Here is a 25,409-nt window from a genome sequence, read left to right on the forward strand (position 1 = left end):
GCCATCCGAAAGCCTCGTTCAAAACAGCCGATCCAGCGCGCAACTCAGAACAAAATAAACCCCGCCAAAAAATGACGGGGTTTGTCAGCAGTCTGGGGCCGAGCCGCAAAGCTCGGCCTTTTTGCATGATATTAGCGCGAGATTTCTTGCGTACCGTGCCGCCGGGCAGGGCGCCTTTCGATAGTCGTGCTGTGCAGACGTTCGAACAGCACTAGCGATCCGAAATCTCACGGAAATGTGAAATACAACCGAGGGGGGATTTTTATGAAATTACTCGACACATTGTCGAGTGCCGATCCATTGCATACCAATCAATGAGGGAGTGCTGTCGACGTGATGCTTCATTTCCGCCGCAACGTTGTTTCCGTATAGCTTCCCGGCTCAAATTAAATCAACCTTTGGAAGTATTTGGTAAGTCGTATAGAGTTGAATTATTGCGAAATATAAAAGTGAAATCCATGCGCCTGATTTGTCTTTGTGGTGGCGACTAATACTTTGAATGACTTCGATAAGTCGACGATAGATATTTGGTTGTCCTGTTTCTATTGAAGTATGTTTCATCCTTTTCAAGGATGTATCGCCAACTATGGAACATATAAATGATCGTCGTTGCGGTGCTTGCGGTTAGGTTGCGCGACTGATCGCGTTAGGCGAGTGTCGTTGAAAAACCTCATTCGCGGGCAAAATTTCCGTTTTGATCAGCAATCCCTTGCTCAACCTGCAATCTATGTCATGGTACAGCCTTGGACATGAGGGGTAACAGAGATGATCAATCTTCAGTCAGCTCGCAGTGACACCAACCACGACCAGCGTTTGCTCGATTGCCGCGCCGACGTCGAACCCGCACTCCACCAGATTATCAGGGAAGCGCAGAAGAACGGCTGGGCGGCGGCCGAGGTGGCCATGGCGATCGCCGACGCCGCCGATGATTACATTCTTCTTCTGGCGAACCGCAAAACCACCGCGCATTGACCGTCCTTTTCCTTCGCTCATCCAGCGTCTTCGCGCGTGCTCTTGCCTGATTCTGCGAGAACACGACGCCAGGACGCCGCGGGGCTGGTTGACGGTGGCGACGAAGCAGCTATAAAGCCTTCGAAACCCGATTTGGTGACACCAAACGTGTGCGGATTCCGCAACCTCGTCACCGGATTGACCTGTGGATGGGTGGCCGAGTGGTTTAAGGCAACGGTCTTGAAAACCGTCGTGCGGGGAACCGTACCGTGGGTTCGAATCCCACCCCATCCGCCATTTTCCCTATGTTTGCAGCGGATGATAATGACGCCAGCGATGGCGCGTGCGTCGAAGCGCGGGGGCAGCGCATCGGTTCCAAAGCCGCGTCGCTCGCCTGCGCGAACCTCTGGCCTTAAGGTGGCCGTCAGTCTCGTCGTTCAAGGTTTTCCGGTCCTTTGAGCACCGAGGTTCCCGTGAAAAGCTTTGTTATCGGCCGTAAGAGGATGTTTCGGGGCGTAGTCGCCGGCGTGTTGCTGGCGGGGGCGTTGTTTGGCGGATATGTCGGCTATCTGCAGCTGAGCGGCAATTTTCACCGCGTGATCTCGGGTCAACTCTATCGATCCGCGCAGCTGTCTCCGGCGGAGTTGGAGCGCCATATCCGCGACCACGGCATCAAGACCATCATCAATCTGCGTGGCGAGAATGTGAACGCGCAGTGGTACAATGCCGAGGTCGCCACCGCCGAGCAGCTCGGTGTCGAGCATATCGATTTCGGCATGTCCTCCGGGAAAGTGCTGACTCCGGAACGCGCCGATCAGCTGGTCGCGATCATGAAGGCCGCGCCCAAGCCGATCCTCATTCACTGCCAGAGCGGCGCCGATCGCACTGGTCTGGTCTCGGTACTGTACAGCCAGCAGGTCGCCGGTGTGGACGAGGACGTCGCTGAACGCCAACTCTCCGTGCGTTACGGACATGTCGCCATCCCGCACATCTCGTCGGTTTATGCGATGGATGTGAGCTGGGATCGCCTGGAGACGCATTACGGTCTCAAGGGCTAGCGGATCGGCCGCCGCGAGTTGCGTGCCGCGCCAATGGCTCTTTCAGGCCCATGTCAGAAAAGAAGGGCATCCCGTCGAGGATTGGCGGGATACGAGCCATCGTTCTCCTTGACGGTATCCCGCGCAAGCACCGCGGAGACATCGAGTTGAACGACAGCAATTCCAGACGAGCACCACGTTTCTTCCGGCCGGAAATCGGCAGCGTGACGCTCTGCCTGTTGACGACCGCCTACCTGTTGATCGCCGCCAATCAGACCTTCTGGTCGAAAGCCTTCGGATATTTTGCCGGAGATCATTTTGGCTTCACGATTTTCGTGGTCGGTATCGCCGCGGCAAGCATGGGCGTCGTCACCTTCTTTTCCGCCAAATACGTCACCAAGCCTGTCTTGATCTTCCTCGTAATGGTCGCCTCCGCGGCATCCTGGTTCACCGATTCATTCGGTGTCATCGTCGATAAGGAAATGATCCGCAACGCCGTCGTCTCGACCAATGCCGAGGCCGGACGTCTCATCACCGCGCGCTTTGTGCTGCATCTTCTGCTCACCGGCATCGTGCCGTCGCTGCTGATCGTCTGGGTTCGTATCCGGCATCGCCCGATCCTCAGGAAGCTCGGCCATAACACGGCGGTCATCCTCGCATGCACGGCGGTTTTCGCCGTGATCGGCTTGGGTGATTACCGTGCTTTCGCCGGCATCGGCCGCGCGCATAAGGATTTGCTCGATACCTTCAATCCCTTTGTGCCGATCACCAGCGCCGTACGTTTCGCCATTTCGTCCGGCAAGGATGCGAACGTCGTGGCGCAGCCGCTCGGTACGGATGCAAAGCGCGTCAATACCGCCGCAACAGACAAGCCCCGCGTGACGATCATCGTGCTGGGCGAGACCGCGCGCGCGCAGGATTTCTCGCTGGCCGGATATGAACGGGACACCAACCCGGAACTCGCCAAACGGAACGTCGTCTACTTCCCGAATACGAGCAGCTGCGGAACGGCCACCGCGATCTCCGTCCCGTGCATGTTCTCGATCTATCCGAGAAACGACTATACGCATCGCAAGGGCCTCGAGACGGAAAACGTCCTCGACGTGCTCGGCCGCGCCAAGGTGTCGGTATCGTGGCTCGACAACGACACCGGCAGTTATGGAGTGACGGATAGGGTCTCTTATGAATTCCTGCCCGATTCCGCCGATCCCCGCTTTTGCAAGGACGGCGAGTGCCTCGACGACATCTTGCTGGACAAGGTCGACGGCTGGCTGGACAAGGTCAAGGGCGACAGCGTGCTGGTGCTTCACCAGCTCGGCAGTCACGGCCCCGCCTATTACGCCCGCTACCCCGAGGAATTTCGCCGTTTCACGCCGGACTGCCGCGCCAACGATTTCGTGGCCTGCTCGCCGGAGGAAATACGCAATGCTTATGACAATACGATCCTTTACACGGATCACGTCGTCTCCACGGTCATCGACAAGCTGAAGAAGCGCTCCGCGACGCTGGCCGCATCGGCGATCTATATGTCGGATCACGGCGAATCGCTTGGCGAAAACGGCCTGTACCTGCACGGAACGCCGTATGTTCTGGCACCGGCGCAGCAGACAAAGGTGCCGTTCCTGGTCTGGATGTCGGACGACCTGCAGGCGTCGGCCGGCTACGACATGGCATGCCTCGCGACAAATGCGAAAAAGACGACCTCGCACGACAACTTCTTCCACAGCGTTCTGGGGATCACCGACGTCTCCACGAAGGTCTACGATCCCGCGCTCGACGTCTTTTCAAGCTGCCGGAAGGGCAACATGCGGGTCGCCAGCGTGGCGACCGGCGTGAACTGAGACGCTGATTGCAAATCGCGACCGCGATCATGCGTCCCGGTCGCGTCGGCGCGTTCGGCCCCTTTAACATGACAATAGTATCGCTCAGCGTCCGTCGCGCAAGTATAGCGACGCCCGGCGGTCATGCTGTCGCAATAATGTCACTTATCTTTCAGGTAGTTGTCAGCCGCTCGCGGCATAGCTTGGCCTCTCGGATAATTCCTGGAGATACTTGTGCGAGCATTGAAACGACTTCGCGTTCCGCGCCCCGTAAAGGTTATCGGCGGCCTTGTTCTGTTGGCCGCCCTGACGTTTGGTGGCTATGCCGGCTATCTCCAGTTCACCGGAAACTTTCATACCGTCGTTGCCGGTCAATTCTATCGCTCCGCCCAGCCGTCGCCGGCACAGCTCGAGCGTTACATCCGCGATTACGGGATCAAGACGGTCATCAATCTTCGCGGCAACGCGGGCTATGCGAAATGGTGGGCCGAGGAGGTCGCGGTAGCGGAACGTCTCGGCGTGAAGCATGTCGATTTCGGCATGTCCGCCTCGAAGATACTCTCCGCTGAACGGGCCGACGAGCTTCTCGCCATCATGCGCGACGCCCCCAAGCCGATATTGGTCCATTGCCTCTCCGGCGCCGACCGGACGGGCTTGGCTTCGGTGATGTACAGCCAGCAGATCGCGAACATGAAGGAAGACGTCGCCGAGCGTCAGCTCTCCTTCGCGTTCGGACACGTGGGTATCCCGGTTCTCTCGTCGGCATACGCGATGGATAAGACCTGGAAGAACCTTGAAAAGCACTTCGGAGTTGGCGAAAGCGAGGGCACCGCGCCCGTGCGCGACGTACAGGCCGAAACCATCGGCACCGATCGTGGCGCCGGCTAAGCCATCCGCCGATCCCGCGCCCGGAATACAGGCAAGCAAAAGGCAAGCATCCATGAATGTGCTATTGGTCGAAGATAACCCCGTCCTTGGCGACGCCGTTTGCGACCATGTCTCGGCGAACGGACACGATGTCGAATGGTGTCAGACGCTTGCGGATGCAACAGCTGCCGCCGACCGCGGGGATCACGCGCTAGTCCTGCTCGATCTTCGCCTTCCCGACGGCAATGGCCTTTCGCTGCTTCGCCGTCTCCGGAGCAGAAGCAACGACGTCCCGATCATCATTCTGACCGCCCACGATCAGGTCTCCGATCGAATCGAGGGCTTCAGCTGCGGTGCGACCGATTATCTGGTCAAGCCGTTCGGCCTGTCGGATCTCGATAACAGGATGCACGCGGTGTGTTCGAAACACCGCGGCAATTGCCCGAAAACGTAGCGCTCACGAGGACTTGCGGGATACGCAGCCGGAAAACAGATCGAGCTTCTGGTCGTAGGCTTTCGTCGTCACGTTCATCATCCCCAGCACGCTGTGAAAGAGATTGTCGTGAGACATCGGCTGCGTCCTGGACTGCGCGACGCAGGCCATGTCGACCATCATCGATTTCTGGAAGTCCTGATCGAGCCAGACGAAGAAGGGCACGCGCGTCTGCTCTTCGGGGGCAAACATGTAGGGCGTGCCGTGCAGATAGAGACCCTTCTCACCGAGCGATTCGCCATGGTCCGACATGTAGACCATGCTCGTCGCCATCGTTCCACTCCGGCTCTTCAGCCTGTCGATGACCGTCGACAGGAAGTAGTCGGTGTAGAGGATGGTGTTGTCGTAGGTGTTTACGATCTCGCTGTCCTTGCAGTTGCCGAGTTCGGAGGTCATGCACTCAGGCTTGAATTTCCGAAATGCTTCCGGATACCGGATATAGTAGGCCGGTCCGTGGCTACCCATCTGGTGAAGCACCAGCACGCTGTCCTTCTTCACGTTGCTCAGCCATTCGTCGATCTTGTCGAGGAAAACCCCGTCCTGGCATTCGCCGCCGCTGCAGAAGCGCGCGTCGGTCGATTTGGCCAGATCGACAAAGGTAACCCGGTCGGCCACGCCCTTGCTGCCGGTATTGTTGTCGAACCATGCAACGTCGACCCCCGCGCGAGACAGGACGTCCAGCAGGCCCTCGTTCGCCAGTCCCTTGTAATGATCGTAGTTGCTGCGCGTGAACTGTGAAAACATGCAGGGAATCGACGTTGCCGTTGCCGTGCCGCAACTCGTCGTGTTCGGGAAATAGACGATATCCCGCTTCTTAAGCTCGGGATTGGTCTCGCGGTCATAACCGCCAAGCGAGAAATTCTGCGCGCGCGCCGTTTCGCCTGCGACGATGATCGTGACCCTGGGCTTGGTCGTTGGTCCCGCGGGTGTCGACACCTTTGCGTCCAGCCCGAGCGGCGTCACCACGATCGCCGCCTCCTGTCCGGCCTGAACGAAATACTTGGCCGTGCTGACGATCGCAACGACGGGGTTGAGTGTCTTCACCAGGTCGCGATGCGTGCGGATGGCGGTCGTGTAGGCCTTGGAATAGACGAGGGCTGCGACGGAAAAGACCGCAAGACAGGCGATGACGGTCACGCTGTTCCAGAGCAGCTTCTGCATGATTGGTCGATGCACGACACGCACCCACAATACCAGAGCGACCGGAACAAGTCCGAATAGCAAGGCGTGGAGAAGCAGGCCAGGCGTAATCAGATGCTGGGCTTCCGACGGCGTCGTCTGCATCGCGTTGCGGATCATGTCCGTATCGATGACGACGCCGAAGGAGTCCGTGAACCAGGCGGCCATCGCGGCTGCGATGATCAGGAAGATCAGCACCGGCTTGATTACGTATTTGGCCGAGAACAGCGTGGTCGCGGCGATGAACAGCGTGATGATCGCGATGTACAGTGCGATGACCGCGCCCGGTTCGAAGCCGAGATAGGCGTGAACCTTCTTCCAGAAGGTGAAATTGGTGAACAGAGCGAGATAGAGACCGACGATCGCGGAAAGGGTGACGCTGCCGATTGTTGGACGGGTCAGCAGGAATTTACGGACGTGTTTTTTTTCTGTCATGCCGATACTCTATGGTCTTCTTGCACACCGAATGGGCGAGAGCCGACCGCGCTTCATCACCGCAAAGGTCGTAAGTGCGGCAGAACCCTGACACCAACCTGAACGACTTTCCGGGCAAGCACCCGCGGAAGACGCTGTTGCGCGCCCGGACGTCACGGGAACGGTAGGGCCGGAAGCGATAGTCGCCGGCAACAGGATCGGTCTGCGCTGGCGCTGTCATCCCGGATCGAATGCTCGCCTCGACCGGACAGTAAGGTCTACGCAAGCAACCGGGCACAAAAGTATCCTCGAATATCTGCACATCAGTGAAGCGGCGGCGCAGCACGCCACCGCCGTCGCTGCTGTCGGTCAATGGAGTTGATGCTTTGAACAATGCTGCCGCCAGGATCCCCGAGGCTGAAGAACAAGGGCACGTGATCGCCGGCAAGGCGGTGCTCGTGCGCGCTGTCTATGAAGGCAAGGACGTCACACCCTATTGGGAGATATTGATGGCACGGGTGTCGGCGAACCTCGCCGACGCGGGCGCCTTCATGGATCTCTCGATCATTCTCCAGGTGCTCGGCAGGTCCGATGAGGCCGCCATCGCCCAAAATGGGGCGCTGGAGACCAGCCGCGACTACCGGATTCGCAACGGCAGCGGCACGGGGATTCGCGTGCTGGTGATCGTCACGCGCGGCGACTTCATGGCCAACACGCCGATCGAATTCCTGCTGGAGAGCTCCGACACCAGCATCCTGCTTCACTATGTCGACGAGACGACCGCCGCTCTCGACGACGTCCCCGAACACGACGTCGCCTTCGTGGCGGTCGGCGAATCGCCCGGCAATCGCCCCGTGCTCGAAAATCTCGAGCGCATGCTGGCGACCTGGAAGGGTCCGATCCTCAACAATGCGCCACGCGCGATCATCGATCTGTCGCGTGAGGGGGTCTCGCAAGCGTTTCGGGATGAGCCCGCCATTTTAGCCCCGCTCACAAGTCGCATCGCGCGCGCGGAGTTGCGTGATCTCGCGAATGGAACGCGTGGGCTCGACACGGTCGACGGCCTCTCCACCTTTCCGGTCATTGTCCGCCCGACAGGCACGCATGCCGGGCACGGCATGGAGAAGATCGCGACCGAAGACGAGCTGGCTGGCTATCTGGAAGGGCGCGACGAGACCGATTTCTATATCGCCCCCTTCATCGATTACAGCAGCGAGGATGGCAAGTTTCGCAAGCAGCGCATCGCGGTGATCGATGGCAAGCCCTATGCGAGCCATCTCGCGATCTCGGATCACTGGATGGTGCATTATCTCAGCGCCGGCATGGCCGAGCACGGCGAGCGGCGTCTGGAAGAGGCGTCGTGGATGGAGAATTTCGATGCGGATTTCGCGATGCGTCACGCTAAAGCCTTCGATGCGCTGAGCCGCCGCTTCGGTCTCGACTATTTCGCGATCGACTGCGCGGAGCTCTCCGACGGGCGTCTGCTGCTCTTTGAAGCCGACGTCGCCATGATCGTGCACGCAATGGATTCCGAAACGGTCTTTCCCTACAAGAAGAAGGCGATGGCGGCGCTGTTCGCGGCGTTTGAAAACGCCCTCGCGAAGCGCGTGGTGCGAGACGCCAAGGCCGGTCCCCTGTCGGTCGTCAAGACGCTCTGATCACAACCCCCAGTATTCCCAGCATATGGAGACGACATGATCGCCGCCACCAAGATGACCGATGACGCGTCGGACGACCATGGGCTTCTCGGCGATCGGGCGAGTGCTGGTCATGCCCTGTCGCTGCTGCTTTCGGCGGGCGGCGACGGGCGCATCCAGCCCGACCCGGAAACGGGCCGCAATCGCTACGGGACGCGAACGATCCCCTCCGCAAGCGAGATCTCGTTTGCTTCCACGACCGCCAGCAACGTGTCATCGCAGGGTTTTGCGGCCGCCGACGGTCAACTGAAGCGTCTGTTCGGTGTCGATGGATCGCATGCCGTCGCGATGGACCAATGGTTCGCCGAGATCCGCGATCGTATCGGTCGCCATCTCGGCTGCCCCGGTAGCGGCATCGTTCTCGCGGCATCCGGCACCGACGTGGAGCTTCTCGCCCTCGGCCTGACACTGGCGCTGTCGAAGCGGCCGGTGACGAACATCCTGATCGCGCCGGAGGAAACCGGCAGCGGTATCCCGAGGGCCGCGGCAGGAAGGCATTTCGCCGATGCGACGGCGCTCGGATATCGTGTCGACGCGGGCGAGATGCTTGACGGGATATCGGCCGACCGCATCGAGGTGCGGACAGTGGCGATCCGCAACGACGCGGGACAGGCGCGCGGCGCCGACGACATCGATCGCGACGTCATTGCCCTCGCGGAAGATGCGTTGAAACGCGACCGCGACGTCCTCCTGCATGTTCTCGATACGTCGAAGACGGGACTGACGGCGGTCACGCGCGCCGCCGCGCGCCACGTCGCGGGGCTCGCGCCGGGCCGCGTCCGTGTTCTGGTCGATGCCTGCCAGTTCCGCTGCGGTAGCGCCGACCTTCGCCGCGATATCGCCGACGGCTTCCTCGTCGCCGTGACCGGCTCGAAATTCCTGGCCGGCCCACCCTTCGCCGGCGCTCTTGCTCTTCCGCCCGCGCTGGCCGACGAATTGGCCGTGACGGCGCCGCTCGCGACCGGCCTTTCGCACTACACGGCTCTTCACGACTGGTCGGCGCTGATGCGCGGCCGGACCGAACTGGAGTTCGGCTCGCACTTCAATCTCGGCCTCGGATTGCGGTGGATCGCCGCGCTCGAACAACTCGATCCGCTGGCGGCAGTCGGAGCCGACCTGCAGCGCAAAATCAGGCAGGCATTCGCCGACCTCGTGCGCCTGCGCGCCGCTCGTCTCGACGGTGCTCTGATCCACGCCGACGACGAGGGCGATCACATTGTCGACCGCGCGATCGTCCCGCTGACGATCACCAAGGGCTCCGACGCTTTCGCATCGCTCGCGTACACGCAGCGCCTGCATCGGTCGCTCCGCGAGGATGTCGCCGGACCGGTCTGCCACGTCGGGCAGGCGGTCAATCTGGGGAGCCGCACGATCCTGCGGATCGCCGCCTCGGCTACCGACATCAACGCCGTATCGGCGAGATTGGCCGAAGGCGACATCTTTGATCGGGCAATGCAACCGATCGCCGACGATCTCGATAGGCTGTTCGACAAGTGGGCCATCCTGTCCCGATCCGTTCGAGGGGTGTGATGTCTCGTATGCCGCAACCAGATGTGTCGACAGGCTCGGATGCTCTCGAGCGCAAGACGAGCCTCGATCCCGCCGACTGGCAGGCGTTTCGCCAGGCCGCGCACCGCATGCTCGACGACACGATCGACCATATCGCCAATGTCGGGCAAAAGCCGGCCTGGCAGCCGATGCCGCCGGAAACGCGAGCGAAATTCACGCGCTCGCTGCCGCTGGACCCGCGCGCGATCGATGACGTGCTTGGCGACGTGCGTGAGCACATCTTTCCTTACGCAACGGGCAATCTGCATCCGCTTTTCATGGGATGGGTCCATGGCGCCGGCACGCCGGTCGGGATGGTGGCCGAGATGGTCGCCGCCGGACTGAACATGAACTGCGGCGGTCGAGATCATGTCGGCATCGAGGTCGAGAAGCAGATCACGCGCTGGATGGCTGAAGCGCTCGGCTATCCGCGATCGGCAAGCGGCCTGTTCGTCACCGGCTCGTCCATGGCCAACTTCCTGGCGCTGATCGTTGCCAGAACCGAAGCGCTGGGCGAGGGCGTTCGGCGGGATGGTCTGGGGGAAGCCGGCGGGCAACTCGTCGCCTATACATCGTCGCAGGCGCATGTCTGCATCGCCCAGGCGATGGAGCTATCGGGCATCGGTTCCGCGAATCTGCGCTCCGTCGGCGTCGACGAAGCCGGCCGCATGAGCATGCAGGCGCTGAGGGCCGCCATCGCAAAAGACCGCGCGCGGGGTTTTCGCCCCTTCCTCGTGGTGGGGACGGCGGGAACCGTCAATACCGGCGCCGTCGATCCTCTGGAGGAGATCGCCGGGATCGCCGAAGCGGAGAAAATCTGGTTTCATGTCGATGGCGCGATAGGCGCCTTGGGCGTGCTGGCGCCCGCATTGAAAAACCTGTTCGCGGGCATCGAGCGCTCGGCTTCCGTGGCGCTTGATTTCCACAAGTGGGGCCACGTTCCATATGATGCCGGCTTCCTGCTGGTGCGCGACAGCGACGCTCACAAGCGAGCCTTCGCGCAGCCGGCCGCCTATCTGCAGCGCTCGGGCAGGGGGCTTGCGGCCGGCGATACCTGGCCCTGCGACCTCGGACCCGACCTGTCCCGTGGCTTCCGGGCGCTGAAGACCTGGATGACGATCGAGATGCTCGGCGCGGAGCGCATGGGCAACGCGATGGCCCATACGTGCGAGCTCGCCCGCTATCTTGCCGCACGCCTTGGCCGTGACCCACGTTTCGAGATCAGGGCGCCGGTTGCGCTCAATATCGTCTGCTTCGGCATTGGCGGAGCCAATGACGATTTCATCCGGGAACTTGTGCTCGATCTGCATGAAACCGGCCTCGCGGTTCCATCGTGGACCACGGTGGACGGCGAACTTGCGGTGCGCTGCGCGATCGTCAACCACCGGACGACGAAGGCTGACATCGACAGCTTCGTCACAATTCTCTCGGAGCGCCTCGGTTAGCCGGTGCATCGGCCCGGCCTTGCATTGTGGCGTTATTGACACAGGTCGCCAATCAATCCTCCGCCCACCAAAATGAAATAGGGCTGTTACAAACGGCGGCGAATATCGCCGGGTTGATAACCTGGGGACCATTCATGCGTCGCGCATTCCGCCTGTCCACATACGCATTCGTCGCAGCCGCCTGCCTCTACGCCCCGGCGCAAGCCGAGGATCTGCAGTTCTCCGTATACGGCGGCTACCAGACGGCCCCGCACAGCGGCGTCGACGTGTCCGATGGAACCAGCTTCAACGCCGGCTGGGAAGGCAAGTCCTTCAGCACGCCGCCCTACTATGGCGCACGAGCCATCTGGTGGCTCGAGAACTTCAACTATCCCAACCTCGGCCTGTCGATCGATTACACCCACGCCAAGGTCTACGCCGACGAGAAGACGCTCGCCACGTCGGGCTGGTCCAAGTTCGAATTCACCGACGGTTTGAACCTTGTGACCGCGAACGCGCTCTATCGCTTCCCGCAGGAGGGCAAGCGCTGGACGCCCTATGTCGGCGCCGGTGTCGGCCTCAACATCCCGCATGTCGAAGTGACGCGCCCATCCGGCACGACGTTCGGCTACGAAGTCGGCGGCGTGACGTTCCAGGCTCAGGCCGGCGTCGACTTCCGCATCACCGACCGCTGGTCGACCTTCCTTGAGTACAAGGGAAACTATTCGCTTGTGAACGTGCCGATCGACAGCGGCGACAAGCTCAAGACAAACATCATCACCAATGCCGTTAACCTCGGTGTTTCATTCCGTTTCTGACGGCCGCATTCCGGTGGGTTGAGACGGCTTGGATGTGTCGGATCGCTTCGTTAATTTAGTAATTCATTAACCATATTGATTAGAATTGTCTCTATCTGGCCGAAAGCTTTCGCAAATTCGCCGCGAAAGCCGCATGATTAAAGTCTCGTTAGGTTGATGACGGTACGGCTTGTTTGCCTGAAAAGGCGGACTTTGAGCCAGAACGGTCTTGAGCGGCGTGGGACATATGAGACGAGACATCCGGGCGGCGGCATTTGCGACACCTATGCGATGGGTGGGCTTGTCGCTTATCAGTGTGATGGTGGCCGCATGCGGAACGGCGCCCACGACGACGGCCAAGCGCACGCACGGCAAGGAATATTTTTCCGAGAAGGAATACGGCGTCAAGGCGAGCCCGCGCGTTGCCAATGGCAAGAATATCCCCAAGGGCGGCGGACGTTACCTTGTCGGCAATCCCTACGTCGTCAAGGGCAAGACCTATTACCCGAAGGAAGACTTCTCCTATAACAAGGTCGGCATCGCCTCCTGGTACGGCTCGGCCTTCCATGGCCGCCTGACGGCCAACGGCGAAGTCTACGACCAGATGTCCATTTCCGCCGCGCATCCGACATTCCCGTTGCCAAGCTATGCGCGCGTCACCAATGTCGAAAATGGCTCGTCCATCATCGTGCGCGTCAACGATCGCGGCCCGTATCACGAAGGCCGCATTATCGATCTGTCGGACAAGACCGCCGATATGCTCGATCTCCGGCGTAGCGGCACCGGCAATGTGCGCGTGCAGTATGTCGGCAAGGCCCGCATGGATGGCTACGACATGCCGTATCTGATGGCCTCCTACGTGCCGAAGGGCAGCCGTATCCCGGGCGTGTCGCCGGGCGAGGGGCAGATCGCCAGCGGCGTCATGGTGGCGTCCAACAGCAAGCGCATAACGCGCGACGAAATCCAGAGTTTCGGCGGCTTCACCCCGCCGGCGGAAGACAGCGTTCCCGTTCCGCGGTCCGCCACTTCCTACGCCGGATCGACCCCGAGCGAGCCCTACGCCGCCGCGGTTCCCACACCTTTGCGCACGCCGTCCTTCGATAATGCCGCTCCCGCATCCTTCGACGAGGTCGTTGTTCTGCCTGAAGTCGGTCCCTATCCCTACGAGCGGCCCTATGGCTGGCAGCAGGGATCGATGGCCATGGGCTACCAGGAAGAGGGCGCGAAGACCGTAGCGGTCGGTCTCGCCTTCGATGCCGTAATGGTCCGCAATGACGGCTTGACCGAAGAAAGCATCCTGGCATCATTCAAGCGTCAGCAGGCAGCGAAGTCTGCGTTGAAGTAAATGTTTCCCAGGTCTCTCGGGATCGGATCGATGAGGGTTTCGATGCTGAAACATATGCTTCGTCTTTGTGTGTGCCTGTTGCCGCTGGCGCAGGCCGTTTCGACCGATGCCGTTGCGGCGGGCGATGCCAATCAGGGCTTCGCCACCAAGGCCGCGCAGGCCTATATGGTCGAGGCGTCGACCGGTACGGTCCTGCTTGCCAAGAACGAAAATCAGACATTCTCGCCGGCCTCGCTCGCCAAGCTGATGACCGCCGAGCTCGTCTTCGACGCGCTGGCGAGCAACCAGCTGACGCTTGATACCCTGTATCCCGTATCCGAATACGCCTGGCGTACCGGCGGTGCGCCGTCGCGCACCGCCACCATGTTCGCCGCGCTGAAATCCAATGTCCGCGTCGAGGATCTCCTGCGCGGGATCGCCATTCAGGGTGCCAACGACAGCTGCATCATTCTCGCCGAAGGCATGAGCGGCGGCGAGGCGGCTTTCGCCGAAAGCATGACACGGCGCGCGAAGACGCTTGGAATGCAGCATTCGCTGTTCGCCAATTCCACCGGCCTTCCCGACGGCAAGAGCAAGACGACGGCCTTTGATATGGTGGCGCTGGCGGAGCGCCTGCAACAGGGCTACCCGGCCTATTATCCCTATTTCGCCCAGCCGGATTTCCAGTGGAACAAGATCTTCCAGCGAAACCGCAACCCGCTGCTTGGCTTCGGGATCGGCGTCGACGGTCTGGCGACCGGCTTTGCCGAAGGCGAGGGCTACTCGATCGTCGCGTCGGCCGAGCGCAACGGTCGCCGCCTGTTCATGGCGCTCGGTGGTATCGCATCCGACAAGGAGCGCACCGAGGAAGCCAGGCGCGTGCTCGAATGGGGCCTCGGCGCCTTTGAAATCCGCCAGCTTTTCGCCGACAACGAGGTCATCGGTACCGCCAGCGTCTATGGCGGCGCATCGCGCAGCGTCGAACTCGTCGCGAAAAGCCCGATCAGCGTCTACATCCCGGTCAGCAATCCCGACCGGCTGGCGGCCCGCATCGTCTACCGCTGGCCGTTGCCGGCCCCGGTCGAAGCGGATCGCGAAGTCGGCACGCTGCGGCTGTTCGCGGGCAGCAGACTGCTGCGCGAAGTGCCGCTCTACACCAAGACGTCGGTCGAGGAGGGCTCGCTCAGCAGCCGCGCCGTCGACGCCGTGCTGGAACTGGGCGAAACGCTGCTGTTTTCCTGGCTCTGGGATAAGCCGGCCGAGCCCACATGATCGCCATAGTCGCGCTTCACCCTGTGACAAAGCTCGGAGATCGACGCGAAGCGGTTCCGCTCGCCGTCATCTTCGGTTAGACGTACTGGCGTGGCGCAGCGGCGCCGATTGAGTGCAGGCCAAGATCGCAGGAAGATATTGTTGTCATCCGCTACCGGATTGTTCGTTACGTTTGAAGGCGGTGAGGGGGCTGGAAAGTCCACCCAGATCCGCAGGCTGGCCGATGCCTTGCGCGCCAGGGGCCATGAGGTCGTGGTCACGCGCGAGCCGGGCGGTTCGCCCGGCGCCGAGGCCGTGCGGCATGTGCTTTTGTCGGGTGCTGCCGAATCCTTTGGAACTCGCATGGAGGCAGTCCTTTTCGCGGCCGCCCGCAACGATCACGTCGAGGAGATCATCCGTCCGGCGCTTGCCGAGGGCAAGGTCGTGCTCTGTGACCGCTTCATGGATTCCTCGCGTGTCTATCAGGGCGTCACGGGCAATCTCGAGCCCGACTTCATCGAAACGCTGCAACGCGTGGCGATCAACGGCGTCGTTCCCGACTGCACGCTGATGCTCGACCTGCCGGCCAAGGCAGGCCTTGAGCGCGCCAGGCGCCGCGGTGCTGCCGGCGATGTGGCGCCCGATCGATTCGAGAGGGAAGAGATCGAAACACACGAGAAGCGCCGCGAAGCCTTCCTCGACATAGCCTCGCGCGAGCCCGAGCGCTGCCACGTCGTCAACGCCATGCAGACCGAGGAGGCGATCGCGGCGGAGATCGTCTCGATCGTCGGCCAGTTGCTGGCGCCTATGGGTGCGTCGAAGGTCGCCGAGCCGGCGATGAGTGATATCGATGAGTGAGGAGCACCCGAGCCTTCTCGACGGCGCCATCTGGCCGCCGGAAAACACCAGGCTGTTCGGTCACGAAGACGCGGAGGCTTTCCTGGCGCAGTCCTACCGATCGGGCAAGGGGCACCATGCGCTGCTGATGGAAGGGCCGTCGGGGATCGGCAAGGCGACGCTCGCCTTCCGCTTCGTCAATCATGTCCTGTCGCATCCGGATCCGGAGAGCGCGCCGGAGTTTCTGGCCGATCCGGACCCGAATTCGTCCGTCAGCCGCCAGATCAATTCCGGCGCCTCGCACAACCTGCTGCATCTCGCCCGTCCGGTCGACGAGAAGACCGGCAAGGTAAAATCTGCGATCACCGTCGACGAGGTGCGTCGCGCCGGACGCTTCTTCTCGCAGACATCGGGCACGGGCAACTGGCGCATCGTCATCATCGATCCCGCCGACGACATGAACCGAAGTGCCGCCAACGCCATCCTGAAAATCCTCGAGGAGCCGCCGAAGCGCGCGTTGTTCCTGCTGATCTCGCATGCGCCGGGCAAGCTCCTGCCGACCATTCGCTCCCGCTGCCTGCCGCTCAAGTTGTCGCCGCTCGGTGACGAAGCGCTGCGCTCCGCTCTCGGCCATCTCGGCGTGGACGCGAACGAGCCCTCGCTGCTGGCCTCGGCCAATGGCAGCGTCGGCGAAGCGCTGAAGCTGGTGAACTACGGCGGCGGCGAAATCATTGCCGCCTATAACGAGGCACTGACCCTGCAGGGGCCATCGGCGCGAAAGGCCATGCACCGTCTCGCCGACGCGCTGTCAGGCAAGGAAAGCGACACGATCTTCGAGTTCTTCGCAAGCCATCTCGGCGACGACCTGATGGGCAGGGCGAAGGCAGCGGCGATGGCGGGGCAGGTGGCCCAGGCCGAACGTCTGTCGCGCCTGCACAGCGATATCGTCGAGCGCCTGACGGTCTCCGACGCCTACAATCTCGACCGCAAGCAGACCATTCTCAGCATTCTCGGCGATATCAAACAGCCCGGACCTTGATCGGAAGGCCGTGATCACCCGGATCGTGATCAGGTGGCCAGGAGCTTGTAGGCGACGATCGAGAGCGTCGCCGCCAGCACCAGGCGGATGGTTCGCTCGTGCAGCTTCGGCGCCAGCAGGCTGCCGGTGATGATGCCGGGGATCGAGCCGATGAGCAGCGCCGCAAGCATGGTCCAGTCGATCTCGCCGATCATCCAGTAGCCCATACCGCCGATCAGCGTCAGCGGCACGGCATGCACGATATCGGAGCCGACGATCTCGCGCACGTCGAGCCGCGGATAAAGCACGAGCAGGATGGTCACCCCCAGCGCGCCGGCACCCACCGACGTCAGCGTCACCAGGATACCGAGAGCCAGCCCGAGCACGACGGTCAGAATGGCAAGTGTTGCCGGCCGCAGCGGCCGCCGCTCGCCCATCGAGCGCTGCGCAAGCGCCATCACTTGCTTGCGAAACACCAGCATGAAGGCCGTCATGACGAGCAGCCAGCCAAGCGCCGTCGTGATCGTATGCGCGACTTCGATGCTCTTGCGATCCACGCCTGACAGAAGCCACAGCATGACAAGGGCGGCCGGAACGCTGCCGGCGGCAAGACAGCCGACGATCCGCCAGTTGATGCGTCCATGCATGCCGTGGACGGCGGTGCCGGCGCTCTTGGTGACGGCCGCGTAAAGCAGGTCCGTTCCGACGGCGGTCGCCGGATGGACGCCGAACAACAAGACCAGCAGGGGCGTCATCAGCGAGCCGCCGCCGACACCGGTTATGCCGACCAGCGCCCCCACGAAGAAACCGGAGAGTGAATAAAGCGGATCGAAATTGGAGAGCATCAGATCGCCGGCCCCAAGCCTACGCGGAGCGAGCCTACGCTGAAAACGGCGGTGCGGCGGGCGTCTGTTGTCACGTTTGCTGAACCCTGTTCAATGGTTCCCTTGGGTAGAATGCGGAAAAAAACGTGTCAAGCACGCGGCCGTCACGAAGATTGCCTCGGCACGCGTTGGAGGCGTACCATTCCAAACTTACTGTTTCGCTTCGCCGCCACATGCGCTAAGGAGCGGCGTATAGATTTCAAAGAATAAGCCGCACGAGAATGGCCGCCATGACAGACAAGACACCCTTCTACATCACCACCGCGATTTCCTACCCGAACGGCAAGCCGCATATCGGCCACGCCTACGAGCTGATCGCGACGGATGCCATGGCGCGCTACCAGCGCCTCGATGGCAAGGACGTGTTCTTCCTGACCGGCACCGACGAGCACGGCCAGAAGATGCAGCAGACGGCGCGTGCCGAAGGCATCACCGCGCAGGAACTCGCCGACCGCAATTCCGGCGAATTCCAGGCGATGGCCAAGCTCCTCAACGCCTCGAACGACGACTTCATCCGCACCACGCAGGAGCGGCACCACGAGACGTCGAAGAACATCTGGAACCGGATGGCCGACGCCGGCGACATCTACAAGGATAGCTATGCCGGCTGGTACTCGGTGCGCGATGAGGCCTATTACCAGGAAAACGAGACCGAGCTGCGCGCCGACGGCGTGCGTTACGGACCTCAGGGCACGCCCGTGGAGTGGGTGGAGGAGGCAAGCTACTTCTTCAAGCTCTCCGAATACCAGGACAAGCTGCTGGCGCTCTACGAAGCCGAGCCGGATTTCATCGGCCCGGCCGAGCGACGCAATGAGGTGATCTCCTTCGTCAAGTCGGGGCTGAGGGATCTGTCGATCTCGCGCACAACCTTCGACTGGGGTATCAAGGTGCCTGATGATCCCGAGCATGTCATGTATGTGTGGGTCGACGCGCTGACCAATTATCTCACCGCCACGGGTTACCTCGAGGACAAGAACGGCCCGCGCGCCAAGTATTGGCCGGCCGATGTCCATATCATCGGCAAGGACATCATCCGCTTCCACGCCGTCTACTGGCCTGCCTTCCTGATGTCGGCCAAGCTGCCGCTGCCCAAGCGCGTCTTCGCGCATGGCTTCGTGCTGGCCAAGGGCGGCGAGAAGATGTCGAAGTCGCTCGGCAACGTGCTCGACCCGTTCGAGCTGATCGAGCATTTCGGGCTCGACGCGATCCGCTACTTCCTGATGCGCGAAATCTCCTTCGGCCATGACGGCAACTGCAGCGAAGAGGCGATCGGCACCCGCATCAACGCCGACCTCGCCAACGGCATCGGCAATCTCGCCAGCCGCTCGCTGTCGATGATCGTCAAGAACTGCGACGGCAAGATCCCCGTCTGCGGTCCGCTGACCGACGAGGACAAGGCGATGCTGGCTGCAGCCGACGCGCTGCTCGCCTCGACGCGCGAGGACATGGAAAAGCAGCTCATCCACCGCGCGCTGACGTCGATCATCGCAGTCGTGTCCGAGACCGACCGCTATTTCGCCGGCCAGCAGCCCTGGGCGCTGAAGAAGACCGATCCTGATCGCATGGAGACCGTGCTTTACGTCACGGCCGAAGTCGTGCGCCAGATCGCCATCCTGCTGCAGCCATTCGTTCCGGGCTCTGCCGAAAAGATGCTCGACCTCGTGGGAGCCGCCGCCGACAAGCGCGACTTCACGGCGCTGGGTGAAGCCGGACGCCTGGTGTCGGGCACGCCGCTCGAAGCGCCGTCGCCGGTCTTCCCGCGCTACGTCGCGCCGCAGGCGTGAGGCCAGGATGCTGATCGATACCCATTGCCATCTGGATTTCGCCGACTTCGAGGAGGAGCGCGACGAGATCGTCAAGCGTGCGCACGACAGTGGCGTCAAGCAGATGGTGACGATCTCCACCCGCGTCCGCAAGCTGGACAGCCTGCTAGCGATCACTGGGAAGTATCCGTCCGTCTTCTGCTCCGTCGGCACGCATCCCAACAATGCCGACGAAGAGCTGGACATTCAGGCCGAAGACCTGATCCGTCTGGCCAATGCGCATGAGAAGGTGGTCGCGATCGGCGAGGCGGGTCTCGACTACTTCTACGACACGCAAAAGCCCGAGGACCAGAAGACCGGTTTCCTGCGCCACATCGAGGCCGCCCGAGAAACCAGGCTGCCGCTGGTCATTCACAGCCGCAGCGCCGACGAGGACATGGCCGCGATCCTGACCGAGGAAACGGGGAAGGGCGCCTTCCCCTTCATCCTCCACTGCTTCTCGGCCGGTGCCGATCTGGCGCGCACGGGCGTCGAGCTCGGCGGCTACGTCTCTTTCTCCGGTATCCTGACCTTCCCGAAGTCGCAGGAACTGCGCGACATCGCCGCCACCATCCCGCACGACCGCCTGCTGGTCGAAACGGACGCGCCTTATCTCGCGCCGAAGCGCTGGCGTGGCAAGCGCAACGAGCCGTCCTACGTGGTCAACACGGCCGAGGTGCTCGCCGAGACGCTTGGCCTCAGCTACGCCGAGATGGCGACGATCACGACGGACAACGCCTTCCGATGCTTCTCCAAGATGCCGAGGATCTGACACGGTGGGCTACAGGCGGCGGTTCACCATTCTCGGCTGCTCGTCTTCTCCAGGCGTTCCGCGCATCACCGGCGACTGGGGCGCCTGCAATCCCGACAATCCGAAGAACCGGCGCACCCGCGCCTCCTTCATGATCCAGCAATATGACGACAACGGCGGCGTCACCACCGTGGTCATCGATACCGGGCCGGATTTTCGCGAGCAGATGATATCAGCCAGGGTCGGGCATGTGGACGCCGTGGCCTACACCCATCCGCACGCCGATCATATCCACGGGCTCGACGATCTGCGCGGCTACTATTTCGGCGCCCAGCAGCGCGTACCTATCTACGCCGACGAAGCGACCATGGACCGCATTCGCCAGGGCTTCGGCTATTGCCTGGAAACGCCTGTTGGCAGCAACTATCCGCCGATCGTCGAAGCCAGGCTGATCAGCGATCTCGACACGCCTGTTCGTATCACCGGCGCCGGTGGCGCCATTTCATTGCACCCGCACCTGCAACAGCACGGCGACATCACCTCGCTCGGCTTCCGGATCGGGGACGTCGCCTATTGCAGCGATATCAGCGACTTTCCGCCCGAAAGCGTACAGAAGTTGCAGGGCCTCGACGTACTGATCATCGACGCGCTGCAATACCGCTACCACCCGAGCCATCTGTCGCTCGAGCAGTCGCTCGAATGGATCGGCCGCCTGCAGCCGAAGCGCGCCATCCTGACCCACATGCACACGCCGCTCGACTACGACACCGTCATGGCCGAGACGCCAGATCACGTCGTTCCGGCCTATGACCAGATGAGCTTCGAGATTGAACTCGAAAGCCCGGAGCGCGGGGACTAAGCCTCACGCAATTCCGGCTCACCCGGAACTGACGATCGAACTCCTGGCCGGCTTCGCCTGGAGCCGTTTGCTGACCGGCCGGCTCGATGAGGACACTCGGCAGCTCGACCAGGTGATCCGGCAGGTCTGCCAGGGATTGCGCGGCAACGGCGATTGAGCCTGATCGATGAAGCGAAGCAATAAGCGGCTGCCAGTAGATCGAGCCAGTCTACCGCTAACGCATATATCTTTTTGTTCCATAATCTATCTTATGCGATAAGCGTGTACCGCCGGGGTGGGTTCTATTTCCAACTGCGGCTTGCCAATGATTTCAATGGTCTGTTGCCACAAAGCTGGCGTCTGCAGCAACCTGCTTCCGTCTCCGGAAAGCCGCAGCGCGCATCGACCGTCTGCCGCACGCCATCATGCCCGAGAAACCAGGCCATCTGCTCCGCCGCCGTTTCACCGCCATAAGTTGACATGGTCAGTAAAGTTTTGCAGTTACATCGCTGCGATCCGGATGTCCGGCGTCGCACCCTATATACGCAGCCGGAGATGCCATCATGCCCGCCGAATTCCTCGCCCTGTCGCAGATCCATTACGAGGCCGGCAAGAAGCATATTTTGCGTGGCGTCGATCTGAAGCTCGAGGCCGGCCGTGTCTACGGGCTTGTCGGGCCGAATGGTTCGGGCAAGAGCTCGCTCCTGAAGACCATCGCCCGCCAGATCGATCCGACTTCGGGCACCGTTGCGCTCCAGGGAAAGCCGGCGGCGAGCTGGGGCGGGCGTGCGTTTGCCCGCGAGATCGCCTATATGCCGCAGTTCACCCCCGCCACCGACGGCATGACGGTGCGCGAGCTCGTTGCGCTCGGTCGCTTTCCGTGGCACGGCACGCTCGGACGCTTCACGAAGGCCGACCGCGATCTGGTCGAGGATGCGATCCGGCGTACGGATCTCGAGCGCTTCGCCGATAGCCTCGTGGCCAACATGTCGGGCGGCGAGCGCCAGCGCGCCTGGATCGCCATGATGCTGGCGCAAAACGCCAGCTGCCTGCTGCTCGACGAGCCGACCTCCGCCCTCGATCTTGCCCATCAGGCCGGCGTCTTGTCGCTGCTGCGCGAACTGAGCCATGAGCGTGGCCTGACCATCGTCGTCGTCCTCCACGACATCAATCTCGCCTCGCGCTACTGCGACGAGCTGGTGGCGCTCAACGACGGCAGGATTTCGGCGCGCGGAAAGCCTGCCGATATCGTTCAGTCGGATGTGCTGAAATCCGTCTTCGGGGTCGATATGGGCGTTTTTCCGCACCCAGTGAGCAACGAGCCGGTCAGCTATCTCCTGTAGCGTCCCGGCGTGCCCGCCGACCTCGCCTGACAACAACATAGCCGGCCAACCATCTGACAGGACAGGACAAACCCGATCGTCACCTCAGGCGAGCACGATCCTCACGCCAGGTGAGGATGTCCTTGTCTTCATGCTAGGCCAGCTTCTTCGTACCCGCCTCGCCGTCGTCATCGGGCGCGCCCGTCTGCTGCGCCATGTGCAGCCGCCGATAGGGGCCGGCGCGCCGTAGAAGGTCGCGGTGGCTGCCCTCTTCGACCACCCTGCCCTTGTCGATGACGCAGATCCGGTCGGCCTCGGTAATCGTCGCCAGCCGGTGCGCGATGACAAGCGTCGTGCGCCCCTCGGAGAGCTCGGACAGCGATTGCTGGATCGCCCGCTCGGTCTCCGTGTCCAGGGCCGACGTCGCCTCGTCGAGAATAAGGATCGGCGGGTTTTTCAGGAAGATGCGGGCAATCGCCAGACGCTGCTTCTGGCCACCCGACAGCTTGACGCCACGCTCGCCGATGATCGTGTCGAGGCCATCAGGCAGGCCGGCGATCACCTCGTCGAGACGGGCCCGGCGGGCCGCCTCGAGAATGTCGTCTTCGGTGGCGCTGAGCCTGCCATAGGCGATGTTTTCGCGCATCGTCCCGGCAAACAGAAACACGTCCTGCTGCACGATGCCGATGCTCGAACGCAGCGACGCCAGCGTCATCTGGCGTATATCGACGCCGTCGATGGAAACCTCGCCGCTGCTCACCTCGTAAAAGCGCGGCAGCAGCGAGCAGACGGTCGTCTTGCCGGCACCCGATGGCCCGACAAAGGCGATCGTCTCGCCGGCCTTGATCGTCAGATCGAGCCCGTCGAGGATTGGCTTTCCGGCCCGATAGCCGAAATGCACGTTTTTGTAGCGAATGTCGCCCGTCAGCCGAGGCATGTTCCTGGCATCCGCGCGGTCGGCGATATCCGGGTCGGTATCGAGAAACGACGCGTAGCGCTGGAAGCCGGCGATCCCCTTCGGATATGTCTCGATCACCGAATTGATCTTGTCGATCGGTCGGAAGAAGACGCCGACGAGAAGCAGGAAACCCACGAAACCGCCCGTGGACAGCTCACCCCTCGTCACGTACCAGGCCCCGACGAGCATCACCACCACCTGCACGAGACGCATCGACAGATAGGAAAGCGAGGTCGATGCCGCCATCGCCCAATAGGCGTCCAGCTTGGTCGAGAGATAACCGGCATTATTGACCGCGAAGAGCCGGCGCTCGTGATCCTCGTTGGCGAACGCCTGAACGACACGGATGCCGCCGACCGTCTCCTCGATGCGGGCGTTGAAATCCGCCACGCGGCCGTAGAGCGCGTGCCAGGTTTTCGTCATCCGGCCGCCATAGCGCGTCGTCACCACGGCCGCCAGCGGCACGATCAGCGCGGTGACGATCGCCAGCGGCGGATGCACCCACCACATGAGAATGAAGGCGCCGGCCAGCGTCATGATCGCGATGAAGATGTCTTCGGGGCCGTGATGGGCCACCTCGCCGATCTCTTCCAGATCCTTGGTCAGCCGCGCCACGAGATGGCCGGTCTTCTGATTGTCGAAATAGGAGAAGGAAAGCTTCTGCAGATGATCGAACGCCTTCGCCCGCATCTCCGTCTCGATCTTCAGGCCAAGCATGTGGCCCCAATAGGTCACGATCAGCTGCAATCCGGCGTTGACGACATAGATGGCGAGCAGCCCGATGACGGCCAGTCCGATCAGCCCGAGCTGTCCCGTCGGCAGCAGCCGGTCGATGAACAGCGTGACGGCCACGGGAAACGCAAGCTCCAGCAGGCCCGCCGTCACGGCGCTGCCGAAATCGAGCACGAACAGCCCCCGGTGCGGCCTGTAATAGCCGGCGAAGCGTTTCAGCAGCGACGATGTGCTCATCCGCGAGCCCTTCCCAATCAATTTAATATGCCGCGGCGCGCCATCGGGCGCAGAATGCAACTGTGTGGAAGACAGCGCGTCCCGGCAAAAGCCAGCCGCATCAAGGATTTGCCCGATATCCAAATCCAGCGTCAAAAAGTCAAGTTACTTCTTGGTGAGACCGCCTCCCGAGGTTGTGGCCGGCAAGACCGACGCATCGAATCCGTCGAATATTCGGTCATGTCGGAACGTGGCCAAGGCGGCCGGGCGCTTATCTACTTCGATCGCCGCTATCACACGATCTGATCCGGCTTATGGAACAAGAGCTTAGGTCAGCGCGTTCCCTGCCGGAATTCCGGGTCGTCCCGTGGCGTAACCTGCCGTTGCGTCACGAGCATGATCGTCCCGGATGAACAGCTTGGAGACGTCGATGCCCTGGATCGCCTTTATCGTTCATTTCTTCGCCGCGGCCATCATGACCAACGGCATTCCGCCTTTCGTCAACGGCGTCTGCGGCCGCCCGTTTCGCACGCCATTCGCGCGCGGGCCGGGCGCCGGGGAAAGCTCGGCGGAACTGAATGTCGTCTGGGGCTGGGCGAATTTCGTCATCGCCTTCCTGCTGTTTGCCAATGTCGGGCCGCTCTATATCGGCACGCCGATCGACACCATCTTCATCGCCGCCGGCGCGCTCGTCGCGGGCCTGATCCTGTCGCGAATTTTCGCGCGCGGCCGGCTCTGATTGCCCTTTCCTTGCGCGCTGAAAGCCCTACTATCCAAGGGATGGCGGCCATGCGCCGCGGGATAGTGGGAGATATGCCGATGCGCGCCTTCTTCGCAGTCCTCATCCTCGGTCTCGCCGCCATCGTCACGCCGTCGCCGGCGCGCGCGCAAGACCCGCTGGACACCACGCGGTCGATGATCGAGGCGCAGATCAAGGCATTCCTGCAGGACGATTCCGAAAAGGCCTATTCCTATGCCGCCCCCGGCATCAAGGCCGCCTATCCCGACAAGAACCTCTTCTTCGCCATGGTCAAGAAGAGCTACGAGCCGGTCTATCACCCCGGAAACTACGCCTTCGGCCGCAGCCGCTCGATCGACAACGGCGCGATGATCTACCACGAGGTGCTGATCTCCGGCCGCGACGGCAAGGACTGGACGGCGATCTACCAGGTCATCCGCCAGCCGGATGGTGGCTACAAGATCGGCGGCGTCCAGATCCTGCCGGACACGGAGAGCAAGGGTATCTGAG

The 25,409-nt window shown here is 61.9% G+C and carries 23 protein-coding genes and 1 tRNA gene; 21 read left to right on the forward strand and 3 right to left on the reverse strand.

Translation table 11 applies throughout. The features are described from left to right. From GGQ67_RS25150 to GGQ67_RS20790, 7 genes are all read left to right on the forward strand, one after another. Positions 1-215: hypothetical protein (locus GGQ67_RS25150; protein WP_210279731.1), on the forward strand; the 215-nt coding region annotated here is incomplete at its 5' end. Positions 216-765: 550 nt separating this feature from the next. Next, a complete protein-coding gene (locus tag GGQ67_RS20765; protein WP_018899881.1) occupies positions 766-972 on the forward strand; it encodes a hypothetical protein in 207 nt (68 codons plus the stop codon). A gap of 186 nt (positions 973-1,158) precedes the next feature. After that, positions 1,159-1,248: transfer RNA gene (locus tag GGQ67_RS20770), tRNA-Ser, on the forward strand. Between the two features lie 206 nt (positions 1,249-1,454). Beyond that, the gene (locus GGQ67_RS20775; protein WP_183902037.1) at positions 1,455-2,009 is read left to right on the forward strand and encodes a dual specificity protein phosphatase family protein; all 555 of its coding nucleotides are present in this window, start codon (positions 1,455-1,457) and stop codon (positions 2,007-2,009) included. A gap of 50 nt (positions 2,010-2,059) precedes the next feature. Beyond that, the gene (locus GGQ67_RS20780) at positions 2,060-3,829 is read left to right on the forward strand and encodes a phosphoethanolamine transferase (protein WP_183902038.1); all 1,770 of its coding nucleotides are present in this window, start codon (positions 2,060-2,062) and stop codon (positions 3,827-3,829) included. A 222-nt stretch (positions 3,830-4,051) separates the two neighbouring features. Next, the gene (locus GGQ67_RS20785) at positions 4,052-4,696 is read left to right on the forward strand and encodes a tyrosine-protein phosphatase (protein WP_246400257.1); all 645 of its coding nucleotides are present in this window, start codon (positions 4,052-4,054) and stop codon (positions 4,694-4,696) included. A 52-nt stretch (positions 4,697-4,748) separates the two neighbouring features. Then, positions 4,749-5,129 (forward strand): response regulator, encoded by a 381-nt coding sequence (locus tag GGQ67_RS20790; protein WP_183902039.1) that lies wholly within the window; start codon positions 4,749-4,751, stop codon positions 5,127-5,129. Between the two features lie 3 nt (positions 5,130-5,132). Here GGQ67_RS20790 and GGQ67_RS20795 read toward each other — a convergent pair whose 3' ends face one another. Then, positions 5,133-6,782 carry a phosphoethanolamine transferase gene (locus tag GGQ67_RS20795; RefSeq protein ID WP_183902040.1) on the reverse strand — a complete coding sequence of 550 codons (1,650 nt, stop codon included), beginning with the start codon at positions 6,780-6,782 and terminating at the stop codon, positions 5,133-5,135. Between the two features lie 365 nt (positions 6,783-7,147). Here GGQ67_RS20795 and GGQ67_RS20805 point away from each other — a divergent pair, with 365 nt between their 5' ends. The 8 genes from GGQ67_RS20805 (at position 7,148) to GGQ67_RS20840 (ending at position 16,678) form a co-directional block, all read left to right on the forward strand. Next, positions 7,148-8,419 carry an ATP-grasp domain-containing protein gene (locus GGQ67_RS20805; protein ID WP_210279732.1) on the forward strand — a complete coding sequence of 424 codons (1,272 nt, stop codon included), beginning with the start codon at positions 7,148-7,150 and terminating at the stop codon, positions 8,417-8,419. 36 nt (positions 8,420-8,455) lie between these two features. Beyond that, a complete protein-coding gene (locus GGQ67_RS20810) occupies positions 8,456-9,988 on the forward strand; it encodes a hypothetical protein (RefSeq protein WP_183902042.1) in 1,533 nt (510 codons plus the stop codon). 8 nt (positions 9,989-9,996) lie between these two features. Beyond that, entirely contained in the window at positions 9,997-11,451 is a 1,455-nt protein-coding gene (locus GGQ67_RS20815) for a pyridoxal phosphate-dependent decarboxylase family protein (protein ID WP_246400254.1), read from the forward strand. Between the two features lie 134 nt (positions 11,452-11,585). Further along, positions 11,586-12,248 carry an outer membrane protein gene (locus GGQ67_RS20820; RefSeq protein WP_183902044.1) on the forward strand — a complete coding sequence of 221 codons (663 nt, stop codon included), beginning with the start codon at positions 11,586-11,588 and terminating at the stop codon, positions 12,246-12,248. 226 nt (positions 12,249-12,474) lie between these two features. After that, entirely contained in the window at positions 12,475-13,572 is a 1,098-nt protein-coding gene (locus GGQ67_RS20825) for a septal ring lytic transglycosylase RlpA family protein (RefSeq protein ID WP_183902045.1), read from the forward strand. A 42-nt stretch (positions 13,573-13,614) separates the two neighbouring features. Then, on the forward strand, positions 13,615-14,823 hold the full coding sequence (locus GGQ67_RS20830; protein WP_183902046.1) for a D-alanyl-D-alanine carboxypeptidase family protein: 1,209 nt from the start codon (positions 13,615-13,617) through the stop codon (positions 14,821-14,823). A 141-nt stretch (positions 14,824-14,964) separates the two neighbouring features. Further along, positions 14,965-15,660 (forward strand): dTMP kinase, encoded by a 696-nt coding sequence (gene tmk / locus GGQ67_RS20835; RefSeq protein WP_183902047.1) that lies wholly within the window; start codon positions 14,965-14,967, stop codon positions 15,658-15,660. Continuing rightward, positions 15,653-16,678 (forward strand): DNA polymerase III subunit delta', encoded by a 1,026-nt coding sequence (locus tag GGQ67_RS20840; RefSeq protein ID WP_183902048.1) that lies wholly within the window; start codon positions 15,653-15,655, stop codon positions 16,676-16,678. The genes tmk and GGQ67_RS20840 overlap by 8 nt, the downstream gene beginning before the upstream one ends. A gap of 29 nt (positions 16,679-16,707) precedes the next feature. Here GGQ67_RS20840 and GGQ67_RS20845 read toward each other — a convergent pair whose 3' ends face one another. Beyond that, positions 16,708-17,502 carry a sulfite exporter TauE/SafE family protein gene (locus tag GGQ67_RS20845; RefSeq protein ID WP_183902049.1) on the reverse strand — a complete coding sequence of 265 codons (795 nt, stop codon included), beginning with the start codon at positions 17,500-17,502 and terminating at the stop codon, positions 16,708-16,710. 269 nt (positions 17,503-17,771) lie between these two features. Between GGQ67_RS20845 and metG the strand changes: the two genes are divergently transcribed. From metG to GGQ67_RS20865, 4 genes are all read left to right on the forward strand, one after another. Further along, complete coding sequence (gene metG, locus GGQ67_RS20850) at positions 17,772-19,325, forward strand: methionine--tRNA ligase (protein ID WP_183902050.1); 1,554 nt, start codon at positions 17,772-17,774, stop codon at positions 19,323-19,325. Positions 19,326-19,332: 7 nt separating this feature from the next. Further along, entirely contained in the window at positions 19,333-20,115 is a 783-nt protein-coding gene (locus GGQ67_RS20855) for a TatD family hydrolase (RefSeq protein ID WP_183902051.1), read from the forward strand. A gap of 4 nt (positions 20,116-20,119) precedes the next feature. After that, positions 20,120-20,953 (forward strand): MBL fold metallo-hydrolase, encoded by an 834-nt coding sequence (locus tag GGQ67_RS20860; protein ID WP_183902052.1) that lies wholly within the window; start codon positions 20,120-20,122, stop codon positions 20,951-20,953. Positions 20,954-21,495: 542 nt separating this feature from the next. Beyond that, complete coding sequence (locus GGQ67_RS20865; RefSeq protein ID WP_183902053.1) at positions 21,496-22,275, forward strand: ABC transporter ATP-binding protein; 780 nt, start codon at positions 21,496-21,498, stop codon at positions 22,273-22,275. A 133-nt stretch (positions 22,276-22,408) separates the two neighbouring features. Here the strand turns inward: GGQ67_RS20865 and GGQ67_RS20870 are convergent, their stop codons facing one another. After that, positions 22,409-24,181, reverse strand: coding sequence for an ABC transporter ATP-binding protein (locus tag GGQ67_RS20870; protein ID WP_183902054.1), 1,773 nt, complete (start codon positions 24,179-24,181; stop codon positions 22,409-22,411). A 409-nt stretch (positions 24,182-24,590) separates the two neighbouring features. Here GGQ67_RS20870 and GGQ67_RS20875 point away from each other — a divergent pair, with 409 nt between their 5' ends. Both GGQ67_RS20875 and GGQ67_RS20880 read left to right on the forward strand, forming a co-directional pair. Further along, positions 24,591-24,899 carry a hypothetical protein gene (locus GGQ67_RS20875; protein ID WP_183902113.1) on the forward strand — a complete coding sequence of 103 codons (309 nt, stop codon included), beginning with the start codon at positions 24,591-24,593 and terminating at the stop codon, positions 24,897-24,899. An 80-nt stretch (positions 24,900-24,979) separates the two neighbouring features. Further along, positions 24,980-25,408, forward strand: coding sequence for a DUF4864 domain-containing protein (locus GGQ67_RS20880; RefSeq protein WP_183902055.1), 429 nt, complete (start codon positions 24,980-24,982; stop codon positions 25,406-25,408). Position 25,409 lies beyond the last annotated feature (1 nt).

The sequence above is a fragment of the Rhizobium metallidurans genome, assembly GCF_014196505.1.
Classification (GTDB): Bacteria; Pseudomonadota; Alphaproteobacteria; order Rhizobiales; family Rhizobiaceae; genus Rhizobium; species Rhizobium metallidurans.